Consider the following 16,666-nt stretch of genomic DNA (forward strand, 5'->3'; position numbering starts at 1 on the left):
GCGTGACCTGCCATCGGCGCACCCTGGCCGGCCGGCGCGATTTGCTCGCGCCGGCCGCTTCGTTTCCGCAGCGCTATCCGTGCCTGCTGGAAAGCGCGGTGCGCGGGACCGCGCAGTCGCGTTACGACATCCTGTTCGCGTTTCCGGGCGACCGGCTCACGCTGCATGCGGACGGTCGGCTTTGTGATGGCGCGGGCAACGCACGTGCAGGGCGCTTCCTCGATGCACTGGACGCAGCCTGGCAAGCCGAGCGATTGCCGCCAGATGACGACGAGCTGCCATTCCATGGCGGCTGGGTCCTGCTGCTCGCATACGAACTGGCTGGCGAGATCGAGCCGAGGCTGAAGCTGCGGCCGCCGTCGGCATTGCCGGTGGCACTGGCCATGCGCTGCCCGGCGGCGCTGATCGTCGATCACGCGCGCGACTGCACGATCCTGCTGGCCGAGGCCGGTCATGAGGAACTGCTCGATGCGCTGGAGTCGGATCTCGCTGCCGCACCGCCGATCCCATCACTGCCGGAGCTCGTCGCCTGGGGTGAGGATGCGCCGCAGCGCTTCCTCGACGGCGTGACCCGCATCCACGAGCACTTGTACGCCGGCGATATTTTCCAGGTAAACCTGTCGCGGGCGTGGCGCGCGCGTTATGCGCGGGCGCCTACGCCAGCAGCGTTGCATGACGTGCTGCGCCAGGCCAACCCGGCGCCGTTTGCCGGCTTGTTGCAGCAGCCAGGGTGGGCCGTGGTGAGTTCCTCGCCGGAGCGGCTGGTCGAGGTGCGCCGTGGCGTGGCGCAGACCCGGCCGATCGCCGGCACGCGGCCCAGGCTGCCCGGCGATGACGAGCTGGCACGCATCCGCGAATTGAGCGCGCACCCGAAGGAGCGTGCCGAACATGTGATGCTGATCGACCTGGAGCGCAACGACCTCGGTCGCGTCTGCATACCCGGTACGGTCGAGGTCGACGAGCTGATGGCGGTGGAGAGTTACGCCCACGTTCACCACATTGTCTCCAATGTAAGGGGCCATCTGCGTGCCGAAGTGACGCCCGGTGAACTGATCGCCGCCACGTTTCCCGGTGGCACCATCACCGGCTGTCCCAAGGTGCGCTGCATGGAAATCATCGCCGCCCTGGAAGATGCGCCGCGTGGTGCCTATACGGGTGCGCTGGGCTATCTCGATCGCAACGGTGACCTCGACTTGAACATCCTGATCCGCACCCTGACCCTGGCCGGCGATGAAGTCTGCTTGCGTGCCGGAGCCGGCATCGTTGCCGATTCGGTGGCTGCGCTGGAGCTGGATGAAACCCGCGCCAAGGCCCGTGGCCTGCTGCGTGCGTTGGGAGTGCCAGGCTGATGATGGCGCGGATGTTGATCAACGGCGCAGCAGCCGACCGGGTGCATGCACTGGATCGGGGTCTGAGCTATGGGGATGGCCTGTTCGAGAGCATCCGTTTCGTCGACGCCGTGGCGCCGCTGTGGTCCCGCCACATGCAACGGCTGGGCGAAAGCTGCGAACGCCTGCGGATACCGGCGCCTGATCCGGTGGAACTGTGGCGAGAGGCATTGGCAGTCACCCGTGGCCTGCCGCAAGCGGTGGTACGCGTCACCGTGACCCGTGGTGTCGGCGAACGTGGTTACGCGTTGCCGATGGCGCCGCAACCGACGCGTGTGGTGGCAGCCTTCGCACCGCCGCAGGTCGCGGATTCGGCGTATGTGCACGGTGTGCGCATGCGTGTCTGCGATCTCCGTCTGGCCGAGCAGCCGCTGCTGGCCGGCATGAAACATCTGAACCGGCTGGAACAGGTGCTGGCGCGCGCCGAATGGGACGATTCGGCGATCGCCGAGGGCGTGCTCCGCGATAGCCATGGCCGCGTGATTTCGGCGACCATGGCCAACCTGTTTGCGGTGGTCGACGGCGTGCTGTTGACACCGGCGCTGGACCGCTGCGGCGTGGCTGGCGTGGCTCGCGCCGAAGTGCTGGCGGCGTGCCCGCAGGCGCAGGTCGGTGAACTGATGCTGGATGCCTTGCTTGGCGCGAGCGAGATATTTCTCAGTTCGGGCGTGCGCGGCATCCTGCCGGTACATTCACTGGGTGAGCGCTCGTATGCACCGGGCGCACTCACGCGCCAGCTGCAACGGCACTGGCACAATCTCGGTTTTTCGATGGAGCAGGACGGATGAGTCACCAACCGATGCGCGGACGCGCATGGCCATGGATGCTGCTCGTGCTGCTGGCGATCGCCGGTGCGCTGCTGTATGGCTGGAACGACTTCAACCGTTTCAGCAACACGCCGTTGCAGGTGACCACGCGGGGCGACAGCATCGACATCGGTCGCGGCACCAGCTTCAGGAACATCGTCGGCGAACTGAACCAGCGCCAGCTGAGCACGGCGAACCAGCTGTACTGGCGACTGCTGGCCGAGCAGATGCGCGTGGCCGGCAAACTGCACGCCGGCGAGTACGCGCTGGCCGTTGGCACCACGCCGCGCCAGCTGCTCGCCAACATGGCGTCCGGCAAGGTATTGCAGCGTCTGTTCACCATCGTCGACGGCTGGACCTTCGCCGATCTGCGCCAGGCGCTGGCCAAGGCTGACAAGCTCGATCACGACAGTGCCAGCCTGGACGATGCAGCGATCATGCAGAAGATCGGCGCGCCCGGCGAGGCGCCGGAAGGGCGCTTCCTGCCGGAGACCTATGCCTATGTGAAAGGCGACAGTGATCTGGACATCCTGAAACGCGCGCATATGGACATGGTCAAGACGCTGGATGCGCTGTGGCCCGGGCGCGACAAGGATTTGCCTTTGGCCACGCCGTACGACGCGCTGATCCTGGCCTCGATCGTGGAAAAGGAAACCGGTCGTGCCGATGAGCGGGCGCGGATCGCCGGTGTGTTCGTGCGGCGCCTGGAGAGTCACATGCTGCTGCAGACCGACCCCAGCGTGATCTACGGCATGGGTGCGAACTACACCGGCAACATCCACAAGAGCGACCTCAGCACCGACACGCCGTACAACACCTATACCCGGCCTGGCCTGCCGCCCACGCCGATCGCGCTACCCGGCAAGCCGGCGCTGCTGGCGGCCCTGCACCCGGCGCCGGGCAGCGAGCTCTACTTCGTCGCACGCGGCGACGGCGCCCATGCGTTTTCCAGCACGCTGGAGGAACACAATCGCAACGTCGACTGTTACCAGCGGAAGCATTGCCAATGAGCGCATCATCCATCGACGCCGCGCGCGGAAAATTCGTCAGCCTCGAAGGCGGCGAGGGTGCCGGCAAGAGCACCTTGCTGGCCGGGTTGCGCGCATGCATCGAACAGCACGGCATCGCCCTGGTGCAGACGCGTGAGCCGGGTGGCACCCGGGTCGGTGAAGCCGTGCGCGCCATCGTGCTCGATCCGGCACAACACGAGCTGGCCGCCGAGACCGAATTGCTGCTGATGTTTGCCTCGCGCGCGCAACTGGTGCGCGAAGTGATCGAGCCCGCGTTGAGCGCAGGGCGATGGGTGCTGTGCGACCGGTTTGCCGATGCCAGTTACGCCTATCAGGGCGGCGGCCGCGGTCAGCCGGAGTCGCGCATTGCCGAGCTTGAGCATTGGGCCTGTGCCGGCATCAGGCCGGACCTGACGTTGTTGCTCGATCTGCCGGTGGCGACCGGTCGCGCCCGCGCGGCCGGTCGCGGCGATGCCGATCGCATCGAGATCGAAGCGGACAGCTTCTTCGAACGCGTGCGCGCCACGTACCGCCTTCGTGCGGCTGCCGAACCGGATCGTTTCCGCATGATCGATGCCAGCCAGTCACCGTCTGATGTACTGCAGGTGGCGGTCGCTGCGATGGCTCATCTGTTCGAGGCGGCCGCATGAACAGCATGCCCTGGCATGCGGAGCACTGGCTGCGACTGCAGGCGCGCCGCCAGCGCGACGCGCTGCCGCATGCGCTGTTGCTTTGCGGTCCGGCAGGTCTCGGCAAGCGCGCGTTCGCGCAACGCTTCGTGCAGGGTTTGCTGTGCGAGCGGCCGATCGAAGGCGAGGCCTGCGGCGGTTGCCGCAGCTGCCTGCTGCTGGCGGCTGGCTCGCACCCGGATCTGGTCGCTCTGAGTTTCGGCCTGCGCAAGGATGGCGTGCAGCGCAGCGAGATCGTGGTCGAACAGATCCGCGAGCTGTCGGCGCGGCTGGCCATGCGCAGCCAGTTCGGCGGTTGGCAGGTGGCCATGATCGACCCGGCCGACGCGATGAATACCGCGGCTGCCAACGCCTTGCTGAAGACGCTGGAGGAGCCATCCGAACAGACCATGCTGGTCCTGCTGGCCGATGCGCCGTGGCGGATGCCGCAAACCATCCGCAGCCGCTGTCAGCGGATCGAGTTTCAGTTGCCGGCCGCCGCCGACGCCCTGGCGTGGTTGCAGGCCGAAGGCGTGCGGGATGCGGCGGCAGCGCTCACCGCAGCCAGCGGCAATCCCGGTCAGGCAGCCCTATGGGCACAACAAGGCGCGCTGGAACGACGGCTGGAAGTGCGCAAGGATCTGGCCGCGCTGGCGGCCGGTCGCGGACAGGCGACGGAAGTGATCAGGCGCTGGCTGGACAGCGAGCCGGCGCAGCGATTGTGGTTTGCCGCCCAGGCCACGGCTGATGAAATCAAGGCCCGCGCGGCCGGTCGCGTTGGACCGTTGGCCAGCGCGATGGACGTCGAGGCGCTGGGACACTGGTATGACGCCCTCAATCGCACTCGTGAGGGCCTGCGTGGCCCGTTGCGTGGGGACCTGCTGCTGCTGGAGCTGCTGGCGCAGTGGCGTTGACGGGCACTGCCGCCAGCATACGGCCTGCGGCGGCGCCCGGTCTGCCGGTGTTTTCCACGCAGACCCGATTGTTGGTGGTGGCCCCCCATCCGGATGACGAGACCATCGCCACCGGCCTGCTGATCCAGCAGGTACGGGCGGCTGGCGGCAAAGTTCGAATCCTGCTGTTGACTGCGGGCGACAACAATCCGTGGCCACAACGCTGGCTGGAGCAGCGGGTGTGGATCCGCGACGCGGACAGGCGGCGCTGGGGAGATCGCCGCCGGGAGGAAATGCGGCATGCAATGCAAAAGCTTGATCTGCCTGCGTCGGCATTGGAATGCATGGGTTGGCCGGACATGGGACTCAATGCCTGCCTGTTGCAGCCTGAAAGCATGGCGGTATCGCTGCTGGCCGCGGCGATCGACCGGTTCGGGCCCAACCTGATCGCATTGCCATCGATCGCCGACGGGCACCCTGATCATGGTGCGGCACATGTGCTGGTGCGGCTGGCGTTGGCGAGCCGGTCGGCTGCCCCGCAGCTGTTGACCTATCTGGTGCATGGTCAAGCCGGACATGCCGGTTTCATCGAGTTGGAAGGTTCGCGCCGGCAGGTGGTGAAAAAGCAGGCGGCGCTGGCCGAGCATGCCAGCCAGATGGCTTTGAGCGGCCGGCGCATGCGTCGGCTCGCCATGCGAGCCGAACGTTACTTCGCGGTGCGGGCCGTGTCGTCTGTCGTGCTGCCCTGGCAGCCACCCGTATTATTGCGGCCGTGGTTGCGTTTGAGCCTGGTCAGTTCGGCGGGCGCACAGAGCTGGAGCTGGCACAAGGCTCCCCTGCGTGACCTTGCAGATGGTGGTTATCAGTTGTCGCCGACGGGCGGAATGGCAGGGCGGCCATGGTTCGCCAGATTGGCCACCACCCTGCCATCGCCATGGATTTTCGACCATTGGGGCTGGTGCGAGCTGCCAGGCGACCTGCCACTGTCATAGTGCCGCCCTTGCATAGGTCGGTTGACAGGGCTAGCTTGGTGACAAGGGGAGCCGGGGGGCAATGACAATGATGGCGAATCATCACGGCATGACTGCGTGCCAGCCCGGGTGTCAGGCTATGCTCCCTTGTCGGCGATCGTTTCAGCCGATGGCTCATGCATCAGGTCTAGACACTAGCGGCGATTCCATCCATTGACTGGTCACGTGAATGCACAATCCGGATCAGAACTCGATGCAGGTCGATACGGAAACGGTCGTCGCGACCAGCGAGAGCTTTTACGCGGCGCTGTCCGAAATTGGCCAGTTGCTGGTCCGTTCGCTGGCACCGTCGGTGCTTTACGAGGCCGTCATCGAGGTCCTTGAACGCCGGATCGGCGCACGCTTTGCGATGGTGGGCGAGCTGGATCGCGGCAGCGGCCGGTTCCGGCGCATAGCGCCGGCACGGGTGGCTTCTGGCATGGCGGATATCTATCCCGAAAGCATGTCGTTCTCCGTGGCGCGACCGGCGTTCTGGCAGGGCGCACCGCAACTGGAAGCCGATATCCGGCATACCCCGGGCCTGGAGATGTTCCGCCCGGCTTACGTGCGGCATGGCGTCACATCCGTTGTTGCCGTGCCGGTGCTGAAATTTGGTGAAGTCTGTGCCGGGCTGGTGATACGGTCATCGCACGCCAGCTTCTTTTCCCCGCAGATGATCGAGTTGCTGCAGCAGGTCGCGGCAAGCATCGGGCTGGGGCTGGAGGCGGATGCGCAGCGAACGCGGTTGCTGCAATCGGTGCAGGATGAGGCTCGCCAGCGCTGCGCGTTGAGATTGCTCAGCGAGATGATCAAGCTGGCCACGCACAGCGTGGACGAGCAGGTGCTGCTGGTCGATGCATGCCGTGTGGCGAGGCGTATCGGTGGTTATCAGGCGGCGTGGATCGGCCTGTTGCAGAAGGGCTCCAGCGCCACTCTGCAGTTGGCTGCCCACGACGGTCTGGATGCCGATATCGGCACCGATGTCCAGCTCGATCTGAGTGCCCCCGAGCATGTTGACGACGCGGCCGTGGTGGCCATCGCGACGGGGCAGGCCCATATCCGCCACCGGCTGTCGTCGGATCGCATGGACTGGCCGTCGGGAGCGGGCATGGCAGCCCTGCATGCGATGCTGGCACTGCCGCTGCGGGTGGATGGGGCAATCATCGGTGTGTTCGTGATTGGCGCGGTCGGGGCGGATGCCTTCAATGCCGTGGAGGTTCAGGTCTTCTCGGAAATGACCGTCGAGCTAGGTCTGGGTATCCAGATGCAGCGTGCACGCACGGCCCGGGTCGAGGCCGAGAAAAACCTGCGGCTCAACCTGTTGCATTTCCGTACCATCCTGTCGAACCAGTACACCGGCATTCTGGTGATTTCCGAAGACAATCGGGTGAAGTTTGCCAATGAGGCTTTCTGCACCCTGTTCGGCCTGCCCGAAACACCGGCCGAGCTGGAAAACCAGTCGACGGCCACGATCTATGACCGCCTCAGGCAGGCGTATGAGGATCCCGAACGAGAGTGGGCCAGGATCCAGCAGATCCTGGCCCGTGGCGAGCCGGTCGAGGCCGAGGAAATCTCGATGCGGGGCGGGCGCATTTTCCTGCGCGACTTCGTGCCGATCAGGATTGATGGCGTACCGCAGGGGCGGTTGTGGCAGCAACGCGACATCACCGAACAGAAGATGCACGAGGCCAGGGTCGAGCAGTTGGCCTTTTACGATGTGGTCACCGGCCTGCCGAACCGGCGCCTGCTGTTCGAGCTGCTGGAGCAGGCGCGGGCACGGGCCGGCAGAGAGCAGTCCCAGCTCGCGGTCGGCGTGCTCGATCTGGACCGCTTCAAGAGCGTAAATGACACGATCGGGCATGGCGGCGGGGATCGTGTGCTGGCGGAGGCTGCGGCGCGGATCCTGGGCATGCTGCGCGAGGCCGATGTGCTGGCCCGCTTCGGTGGCGACGAGTTTGCGCTGGTGATCTCCGGCCTCGACAGCCGGGAACAGCTCGATGTGATCAGCCGCTGCATCCTGCAGGCATTGCGTGCTCCATTCAACGTCATGGGCGAACAGCTGTATCTGTCGGCCAGCATCGGCTGGACCTTGTTTCCGCTGGATGGGTCCGATGCCGAAGGACTGGTGCGGCACGCCGATCTGGCGATGTATGCGGCGAAGGAGGAAGGCAAGGACCGGGGCTCGCTGTACGAGCCCGTGATGGAGCTGGAGCAACTACGCCTGCAGGCGATGCGCGAACGGATCGCGCAGGCGCTGCAGCAATCGCGCCTGGTGTTGCTGTTTCAGCCGATCGTGTTCATCGATGGCTTGCCGGGGTTGCACGGCGTGGCTGGGATGGAAGCCCTGTTGCGCTTGAACGACAACGAACAGGGGTTGATCGAACCTGCCAACTTCATGCATGTGCTGGACGACCCTCAGCTGGCCAGGCCGATCGGTCGCTACGTGCTGGACGAGGCATTGCGGCGCTGTCAGGCCTGGATGCGTGAGGGCATCTCGATTCCGGTGTCGATCAACATCAGTACGCGCCATTTGCTGCATCCGGCGTTCTTCAGCGACATCGATGCCGTGCTCGACACGTATCCTGACGTGATGGATGTGGGTTTCGGCATCGAGGTGACCGAGACCGGCCCATCGATGGATCATTCCCACGCGAAAACCGTGATCGAGGAATGCCGGCGTCGCGGCATCCGCGTCGGCCTCGACGATTTCGGCACGGGCAGCGCGTCGCTCAGCCATATCCAGAAACTGGATATCGAGCACATCAAGCTGGACCAGAGCTTCGTGCGCAACATCCTCAGCGACGAGCGCAACATGGCGATTGCGGCCGGCGTCATCACCACCGCGCGCATGTTGGCCAAGACGGTGATCGCCGAAGGGGTCGAGACGGCGGAGCAGGGTGATCTGCTCGCCTCGCTGGGTTGCCACCAGCTGCAGGGTTTTTCGATTTCACGGCCGATGAGGGCCGACGCAGTGCCGGCCTGGGTTGCCGGCTGGGTGCCACCGGCTTCGTGGGGTCGACTCGTGAACGAGCGGCAGTCGCTGCTGTCCAGTCAATCCGATAATGGGTAATGTCGTGGCTGTGTCGCCGCGGTGGTGCCGGCCGGTCGCAGCGTCTAAGATCAGTGTCATCGACCGGGCGGCAGGATCGCCTGGCAGGAGTCCAGCATGAAACCCATGGCTGCCCGTCAGGGCATCATTTCACTGAAAATCAAGGATGCGGCGTCGCTGTACAACGCGTACATGCCGTTCCTCAAGCATGGTGGCCTGTTCGCGCCGACCGCGCAGGCCTATTCACTGGGCGACGAGGTGGTGCTACTGGTGACCCTGGCCGAGGAGACCGAGCGGCTGTCGGTGGTTGGCAAGGTGGTCTGGATCAGTCCGCTGGGCGCACAGGGCAACCGCACCGCAGGCATCGGCATCCACTTCAACGAGTCGAGCGATGCCGAGGCCGCACGCAGCCGCATCGAGAATATTCTTGCCGGCACGCTGAACTCCGAGCGTCCCACTCACACCATGTAAGGACGCTATCGCGTCATCATCGCAATCCGTGGCGATAATCCGCATGGCATCGGCCGTCAAGGCTTGTCGTTGTACCCATGCGCGCTGATACAATGGCGAGATTCGCGAACTCATCTCGCGGAACATCGGACGTCTGCGGCTTCATGCCTGCATGCGTGGCTGAGCAGCCCATGGCCTCACGGCCTTGCCGAACCGAAGTCGCCGGACCGTGAGTCGCTGGATCAAGCTCCACGGTCACTGATGCGCCTGTTGGCGCGGAGGTAAGTTGCATCGTGCTTGCCGAATATTGGCCCGTTCTGTTGTTCATCGGCGTTGCCACCGGCCTCGGCCTGGTGCTGCTGGCCGTCGGCCTGCTGGCTGGCCCGCGCCGTCCCGAGGCGGAAAAACTTGCGCCCTACGAGTGCGGCTTCGAGGCATTCGAGGACGCACGCATGCGCTTCGACGTGCGCTATTACCTGCTCGCCATCCTGTTCATCATTTTCGATCTGGAAATCGCCTTCCTGTTTCCGTGGGCGGTGGTGTTCCAGCAGATCGGCATCGTCGCGCTGATCGAGATGGCGTTGTTCCTGCTGCTGCTGGTGATCGGTTTTGCCTACGTGTGGAAGAAGGGAGCACTGGAATGGGAGTGATCTCCTCCATCGACAAGGTGATGCATAACCCGCAGCCGTTGAACCTTGTCGACGATATCCTGCGGCCGGCCGGCGACAACCCGGTGGTGCAGCGCGGCTTTGCCACCACCAGTGTCGATGCGCTGATGAACTGGGCGCGCACCGGCTCGATGTGGCCGATGACGTTCGGTTTGGCCTGCTGCGCGGTCGAGATGATGCATGCCGGCGCGGCGCGACTGGATCTGGACCGCTACGGCGTGATCTTCCGTCCCAGCCCGCGCCAGTCCGACGTGATGATCGTGGCCGGCACCCTGGTCAACAAGATGGCCCCGGCGCTGCGCAAGGTCTACGACCAGATGCCCGAGCCGAAATGGGTGATCTCGATGGGCAGCTGCGCGAACGGCGGCGGTTATTACCACTATTCCTACTCGGTGGTGCGCGGCTGCGATCGCATCGTGCCGGTGGACATCTATGTGCCGGGCTGCCCGCCCACGGCCGAAGCATTGATCCACGGCATCCTGCAGTTGCAGAAGAAGATCCGCCGCACCAGCACCATCGCGCGTTCGTGAGGCCCTGATATGTCCGACACACCTGCGACCTCGCTGGCCGAACGCCTCGCTGCGCGATTCGGCGACACGCTGACCGTCAGCACCCAGCGCAACGAAATCACCGCCGAGCTGGCCGCTGCCGACCTGATCGCGGTGGCCACCGCGCTGCGCGACGAACCGGGCTTCCGCTTCAGCGAGCTGATCGACCTGTGCGGCGTCGACTACCTCGGTTACGGCCAGACCGAGTGGGATACGACCGATATCTCATGGACCGGCTTCTCGCGTGGCGTGGAAGGCCAGGCGATGGGTCGCTTCGACTGGGCCCAGCGTCCGCGCGGCGACAACGAGCCGCGCCGCTTTGCCTCGGTGGTCCACCTGCTGTCGATCGAACACAACCGCCGCCTGCGCCTGCGCGTGTTCTGCGCGGACGACAGCATGCCGGTGGTGCCGTCGCTGACCTCGGTATGGCCGGGCGTGAACTGGTTCGAGCGCGAGGCGTTCGACCTGTACGGCATCCTCTACGATGGCCACCCGGACCTGCGCCGCATCCTGACCGACTACGGTTTCGTCGGCCATCCGTTCCGCAAGGATTTCCCGCTGATCGGCAATGTCGAGGTGCGTTACGACGCCGAGCAGAAGCGGGTGATCTACGAGCCGGTGTCGATCCAGCCGCGCGTGCTGGTGCCGCGCACCATCCGCAACGACGCCGACCTGATGCAGGCCAAGGCCGAAGCCGCCGACCACTGGCGGGAGAATTGAGCATGCAGGAAATCCGCAACTACACGATGAACTTCGGTCCCCAGCATCCGGCCGCGCACGGCGTGCTGCGCCTGATCATGGAGATGGACGGCGAGACCATCGTACGCGCCGATCCGCACGTGGGTCTGCTGCATCGTGGCACCGAGAAGCTGGCCGAGTCCAAGCCGTTCAACCAGTCGATCGGTTACATGGACCGGCTCGACTACGTCTCGATGATGTGCAACGAGCACGCCTATGTGAAGGCGATCGAGAACCTGCTGGGGATCGAGGCGCCGGAACGTGCGCAGTACATCCGCACCATGTTCGACGAGATCACCCGCATCCTGAACCACCTGATGTGGATCGGCTCGAACGCACTCGATCTCGGTGCGATGGCGGTGTTCCTCTATGCGTTCCGCGAACGCGAGGAACTGATGGACGTGTACGAGGCGGTGTCGGGCGCGCGCATGCACGCGACGTATTACCGTCCCGGTGGTGTCTACCGCGACCTGCCGGCGCAGATGTCGCAGTACCGCGAGTCGCCGTGGCACAAGGGCAACGACCTCAAGCGCCTGAACAGCTGGCGCGAAGGTTCGATGCTGGATTATCTCGAGGCGTTCACCAGCGACTTCCCGTCGAAGGTGGACGAGTACGAAGACCTGCTGACGAACAACCGCATCTGGAAGCAGCGCACCGTCGGTATCGGCGTGATCAGCCCGGAGCTGGCCCAGCAGTGGGGCATGACCGGCGTGATGCTGCGCGGTTCGGGCGTCGCCTGGGACCTGCGCAAGAAGCAGCCGTACGCGAAGTATGCCGAGATGGATTTCGACATCCCGGTCGGCGTCGGCGGCGACTGCTACGACCGTTACCTGTGCCGCGTCGAAGAGATGCGCCAGTCGAACCGGATCATCCAGCAGTGCGTGAAGTGGCTGAAGGCGAATCCCGGCCCGGTGATGGTCGAGAACTTCAAGGTTGCGCCCCCGTCGCGGGTCGAGATGAAGGAGGACATGGAAGCCATGATCCATCACTTCAAACTGTTCACCGAGGGCTATTGCGTGCCGGCCGGCGAGACCTATGCCGCGGTCGAGGCGCCGAAGGGCGAGTTCGGCTGCTATCTGGTTTCCGATGGCGCCAACAAGCCGTTCCGCGTGCACCTGCGCGCACCGGGTTTTGCCCACCTGTCATCCATGGACACCATCGTGCGCGGCCACATGCTCGCCGACGTGGTGGCCATGATCGGTACCTATGACCTCGTGTTCGGCGAAGTGGATCGCTGAGCCGGCACGACGGAGAAACGCATGAAAGCCACCGGACATTTCGAGCAGGTCAGGAACGTCGATCCGCTCGTCGTACTCACCGACCATACCCGCCATCACATCGACGAGTGGGTGGCCAAGTTCCCGCCGGATCGCAAGCGCTCGGCGCTGATCCAGGCTTTGTTTGCCGCGCAGGAGCAGAACCAGGGCTTCCTCACCGACGAACTGATCACTGCGGTCGCCAAGTACCTCGACCTGCCGGCGGTGTGGGCGTATGAGGTTTCCAGCTTCTACTCGATGCTGGAGACCAAGCCGGTCGGCCGCAACAACGTGGCGATCTGCACCAACATCTCGTGCTGGCTCAACGGCGCCGAAGGGCTGGTGCGTCACTGCGAGAAGAAGCTCGGCATCAAGACCGGCGAGAGCACGCCGGACGGCCGCATCTATCTGAAGCAGGAAGAGGAATGCATCGCCGCTTGCGTGTACGCGCCGGCGATGACGGTGAATGGGCATTACCACGAGCGTCTCACCACCGAGAAGCTCGACGAAATTCTGGATGGGTTGAAATAATGGCCGTCGGACCCGCCCCGCAGGAACACCAGGTCGTCTACACGACGCTGCATTTCGACACGCCGTGGTCGATGGACAGCTATCTGCAGGTCGATGGCTACAAGGCGTGGAAGAAGATCCTCGCCGAGAAGCCCGACCCAGCCGCGCTGATCGAGGAAATCAAGAAAAGCAGCCTGCGCGGTCGCGGCGGCGCGGGTTTCCCGACCGGGCTGAAGTGGTCGTTCATGCCGAAGGGCACGATGCAGAAGTACATCCTGTGCAACTCGGACGAATCCGAGCCGGGCACGGCGAAGGATCGCGACATCCTGCGCTACAACCCGCATGCGGTGATCGAAGGTCTGGCGATCGCGTGCTACTGCACCGGTTCGACCGTGGCCTACAACTACCTGCGTGGCGAATTCCATCACGAGCCGTTCGAGCATCTCGAAGCGGCACTGAAGGAGGCTTACGCCGCCGGCTTGCTCGGCAAGAACATCCAGGGCACCGGGTTGGACGTGGACATCCACAACGCGCTCGGCGCGGGTGCTTACATCTGCGGTGAGGAAACCGCGTTGATGGAGTCGCTGGAAGGCAAGAAGGGCCAGCCGCGCTTCAAGCCGCCGTTCCCGGCCAACTTCGGCCTGTACGGCAAGCCGACGACGATCAACAACACCGAGACCTATGCCTCGGTACCGGCGATCCTGCGCAACGGCGCCGACTGGTTCCTCAACTTGGGTAAGCCGAACAATGGCGGCCCGAAGATCTTCTCGGTGTCCGGTCATGTCAATAACCCGGGCAACTTCGAGATCCGTCTCGGCACGTCGTTCAAGGACTTGCTGGAAATGGCCGGCGGCGTGCGCAACGGCCACAAGCTGAAGGCAGTGATTCCCGGTGGTTCCTCGATGAAGGTGCTGCCGGCCGACATCATGCTCGAGAGCACGATGGACTACGACTGCCTGCAGAAGGCGGGTTCGGGTCTTGGTTCCGGCGCCGTGATCGTGATGGACGACACCACTTGCATGGTCAAGGTCTGCCATCGCATCTCGCGCTTCTACATGGCCGAGTCCTGTGGTCAGTGCACGCCGTGCCGCGAAGGCACCGGCTGGATGTATCGCGTGCTGACGCGCATCGTGGAAGGCAAGGGCACCCAGGACGACCTGCATCGCCTGAAGGCGATTGCCGGGCAGATCGAGGGCCACACCATCTGCGCATTCGGCGAAGCCGCGGCGTGGCCGGTGCAGGGTTTCCTCGCGCGTTTCTGGAATGAATTCGAATATTTCGTGCAGCACGGGCGCTCGATGGTTGATGACCAGCTGGCCGAAGCCAACCAGGGAGTTGCCGCATGAGTGCGCAGCCCAGCAATAACACCGCGCCCGACCTGATCAACATCGAGGTCGACGGCAAGCCCACGCAGATCCGCAAGGGCGCGATGATCATCGAGGCGGCCGACGCGATCGGCGTCGCGATCCCGCGTTTCTGCTATCACCGCAAGCTGCCGATCGCCGCGAACTGCCGCATGTGCCTGGTCGACGTGGAGATGGGCGGCAAGCTGATGCCCAAGCCGCAGCCGGCGTGTGCTACTCCAGTAGCGGAAGGCATGAAGGTGACGACGCGCTCGGACAAGGCGCTGAAGTTCCAGAAAGACGTGATGGAGTTCCTGCTGATCAACCATCCGCTCGACTGCCCGATCTGCGATCAGGGCGGCGAGTGCGAGCTGCAGGACGTGGCGCTCGGCTACGGCCGCAGCGTGTCGCGCTACACCGAGCGCAAGCGCACCATCGCCGACGAGAACCTCGGGCCGCTGGTCGCCACCGAGATGACCCGCTGCATCCAGTGCACGCGCTGCGTGCGCTTCACCAGCGAGATTGCCGGCACCTACGAACTGGGCGGAATGAGCCGCGGCGAGAACCTGCAGATCGGCACCTATATCGGCAAGACGCTCGAGACGGAGCTGTCGGGCAATATCGTCGACGTCTGCCCGGTCGGCGCGCTGACCAACAAACCGTTCCAGTTCCAGGCGCGTGCCTGGGAGCTGATCGCCAAGCCGTCGATCGCCTATCACGACGCGCTCGGCTCCAACCTGTGGCTGCATACGCGCCGCGGCGACGTGCTGCGCACGGTCCCGCGCGACAACGAGACGATCAACGAATGCTGGCTGTCCGATCGCGACCGCTACAGTCACCAGGGCCTGTACGCAGCCGACCGACTCCATGCACCGGAAGTGAAGCGCAATGGCCAGTGGCAGACGACCACCTGGGAAGATGCGCTGCAGTTTGCCGGTGAGGCGCTGAAGAAGGCGCCTGGCAGCGAGCTGGGCATCCTGGTGCATCCGGCCAGCTCGAACGAGGAGGGCGATCTGCTGATGCGTCTGGCTCGTGGTCTGGGCAGCGCACACGTCGATCACCGTCTGCGTCAGCTCGACTTTGCCGACAATGCCGTGGCCAGCAGTTTCGCGTTGCCGGTTAACGACGTCGCGCAGGTCAAGGCTGCGTTGCTGGTCGGCTCCGATCTGCGTCACGAAATGCCGCTGCTCAACCATCGCCTGCATCAGGCGGTGAAGAAGGGCGCCAAGGTCTACACGGTCAACCCGGCCAGCTTCGATTTCAATTACAGCGTGGCCGGTGAGTCGATCGTCGCGCCACAGGTGTTGGTCGATGCGCTATTGGCGCTGGCCAAGGCGGCCGTGGCCGCCGGCGCGACGGCACCGGCGCCGCTGGTCGATGCGATCGACGCCGCGACTGGCGATCAGGGCGACAGCGATGCCATCGCTGCGCTGAAGTCGGGCAGTGCGGTAGTGATTCTCGGCGAAGCCGCGGTCACCCACCCGCAGGCTTCGTGGCTGCGTGCGCTGGCCCGCTTCATCGCCGACGCTACCGGCGCCGGCTACAACGAACTGCCGGTCGGTGCGAATGCCATCGGTCTGGCCAAACTCGGCGTGCTGCCGGGTAATGGCGGACTCGACGCGCAGGCGATGCTGGCGCAGCCGCGCAAGAGCTACGTGCTGTATGGCGTCGAGCCGCCGCACGATTTCGCCGATGGCGCGGCAGCCCTGAAGGCATTGCGCAGTGCGGAGCAGGTGGTGGCGTTCAGCGCCTACGCCAGCGCCGTGTTGCGCGAAGTGGCCGACGTGATCCTGCCGATCGCGCTGCTGCCGGAAATCGACGCGACCCTGGTCAATGTCGATGGTCTGGCGCAGGGCGTCAGCGCCGGTGCCACGGCACCCGGTCAGGCCCGTCCGGGCTGGAAGGTGTTGCGTGCGCTGGGTGGTGTGCTGAAGTTGGCCGGTTTCGAGTTCGACGACCTGGCCGGCCTGCGTGATGGCATCAACGAACGTGCCGTGGTGCCGCGCAGCGGTCTGGCCGCACGTGCAGTCGCCGCCGGCCTGACCCGTCTCGCCACCTGGCCGATCTATCGTGGCGATGCGGTGTTGCGTCGTGCCACCGCGTTGAATGCACATCCGCTCAATCGCGCCCCGGCGGTGCGCCTGAATGCGGCTGAGGCACAGCGGCTCGGTCTGGCCGATGGTGCGCAGGTGCGCATCGGCGACGTGCAGTTGCCGCTGGTCGTCGATGTGGCCGTACCGGATGGCGCGGCATGGATCGAGGCTGCCCAGGATCTCACCGCCACGCTGCCGCCGTATGGCGCGGCCATCACCTTGAGCAAGGCATAAGC

15 protein-coding genes are annotated in these 16,666 nt (G+C 64.9%); all 15 read left to right on the plus strand.

The window, feature by feature from the left end:
• Positions 1-2: 2 nt before the first annotated feature.
• Entirely contained in the window at positions 3-1,349 is a 1,347-nt protein-coding gene (locus B0E46_RS09850; protein ID WP_077555611.1) for an aminodeoxychorismate synthase component I, read from the plus strand.
• Positions 1,349-2,176, plus strand: coding sequence for an aminodeoxychorismate lyase (gene pabC / locus B0E46_RS09855; RefSeq protein ID WP_077555612.1), 828 nt, complete (start codon positions 1,349-1,351; stop codon positions 2,174-2,176). Before B0E46_RS09850 ends, pabC begins: the two co-directional genes overlap by 1 nt.
• Entirely contained in the window at positions 2,173-3,204 is a 1,032-nt protein-coding gene (mltG, locus tag B0E46_RS09860; RefSeq protein ID WP_077555613.1) for an endolytic transglycosylase MltG, read from the plus strand. The genes pabC and mltG overlap by 4 nt, the downstream gene beginning before the upstream one ends.
• Positions 3,201-3,854 (plus strand): dTMP kinase, encoded by a 654-nt coding sequence (gene tmk / locus B0E46_RS09865; protein ID WP_174567071.1) that lies wholly within the window; start codon positions 3,201-3,203, stop codon positions 3,852-3,854. Before mltG ends, tmk begins: the two co-directional genes overlap by 4 nt.
• Entirely contained in the window at positions 3,851-4,786 is a 936-nt protein-coding gene (gene holB, locus B0E46_RS09870) for a DNA polymerase III subunit delta' (protein ID WP_077555614.1), read from the plus strand. Before tmk ends, holB begins: the two co-directional genes overlap by 4 nt.
• The gene (locus tag B0E46_RS09875) at positions 4,777-5,757 is read left to right on the plus strand and encodes a PIG-L family deacetylase (protein WP_077555615.1); all 981 of its coding nucleotides are present in this window, start codon (positions 4,777-4,779) and stop codon (positions 5,755-5,757) included. The genes holB and B0E46_RS09875 overlap by 10 nt, the downstream gene beginning before the upstream one ends.
• Before the next feature lie 208 nt (positions 5,758-5,965).
• Positions 5,966-8,845, plus strand: a complete 2,880-nt coding sequence (locus B0E46_RS09880) for an EAL domain-containing protein (protein ID WP_254425112.1) — start codon at positions 5,966-5,968, stop codon at positions 8,843-8,845.
• A gap of 96 nt (positions 8,846-8,941) precedes the next feature.
• On the plus strand, positions 8,942-9,295 hold the full coding sequence (locus tag B0E46_RS09885) for a PilZ domain-containing protein (RefSeq protein WP_077555616.1): 354 nt from the start codon (positions 8,942-8,944) through the stop codon (positions 9,293-9,295).
• 272 nt (positions 9,296-9,567) lie between these two features.
• Positions 9,568-9,924, plus strand: a complete 357-nt coding sequence (gene ndhC / locus B0E46_RS09890; protein ID WP_077555617.1) for an NADH-quinone oxidoreductase subunit A — start codon at positions 9,568-9,570, stop codon at positions 9,922-9,924.
• On the plus strand, positions 9,915-10,472 hold the full coding sequence (locus B0E46_RS09895; RefSeq protein WP_077555618.1) for an NADH-quinone oxidoreductase subunit B: 558 nt from the start codon (positions 9,915-9,917) through the stop codon (positions 10,470-10,472). Before ndhC ends, B0E46_RS09895 begins: the two co-directional genes overlap by 10 nt.
• A 9-nt stretch (positions 10,473-10,481) precedes the next feature.
• Positions 10,482-11,210 (plus strand): NADH-quinone oxidoreductase subunit C, encoded by a 729-nt coding sequence (locus tag B0E46_RS09900; RefSeq protein WP_077555619.1) that lies wholly within the window; start codon positions 10,482-10,484, stop codon positions 11,208-11,210.
• Between the two features lie 2 nt (positions 11,211-11,212).
• A complete protein-coding gene (locus B0E46_RS09905; protein ID WP_077555620.1) occupies positions 11,213-12,466 on the plus strand; it encodes an NADH-quinone oxidoreductase subunit D in 1,254 nt (417 codons plus the stop codon).
• 21 nt (positions 12,467-12,487) lie between these two features.
• On the plus strand, positions 12,488-13,015 hold the full coding sequence (gene nuoE, locus B0E46_RS09910; protein WP_077441841.1) for an NADH-quinone oxidoreductase subunit NuoE: 528 nt from the start codon (positions 12,488-12,490) through the stop codon (positions 13,013-13,015).
• A complete protein-coding gene (nuoF, locus tag B0E46_RS09915; protein ID WP_077555621.1) occupies positions 13,015-14,340 on the plus strand; it encodes an NADH-quinone oxidoreductase subunit NuoF in 1,326 nt (441 codons plus the stop codon). Before nuoE ends, nuoF begins: the two co-directional genes overlap by 1 nt.
• Positions 14,337-16,664, plus strand: coding sequence for an NADH-quinone oxidoreductase subunit NuoG (nuoG, locus tag B0E46_RS09920; RefSeq protein ID WP_077555622.1), 2,328 nt, complete (start codon positions 14,337-14,339; stop codon positions 16,662-16,664). Before nuoF ends, nuoG begins: the two co-directional genes overlap by 4 nt.
• Positions 16,665-16,666: the final 2 nt, after the last annotated feature.

Source organism: Rhodanobacter sp. B04 (assembly GCF_002001125.1).
In the GTDB taxonomy this organism is placed as follows: domain Bacteria; phylum Pseudomonadota; class Gammaproteobacteria; order Xanthomonadales; family Rhodanobacteraceae; genus Rhodanobacter.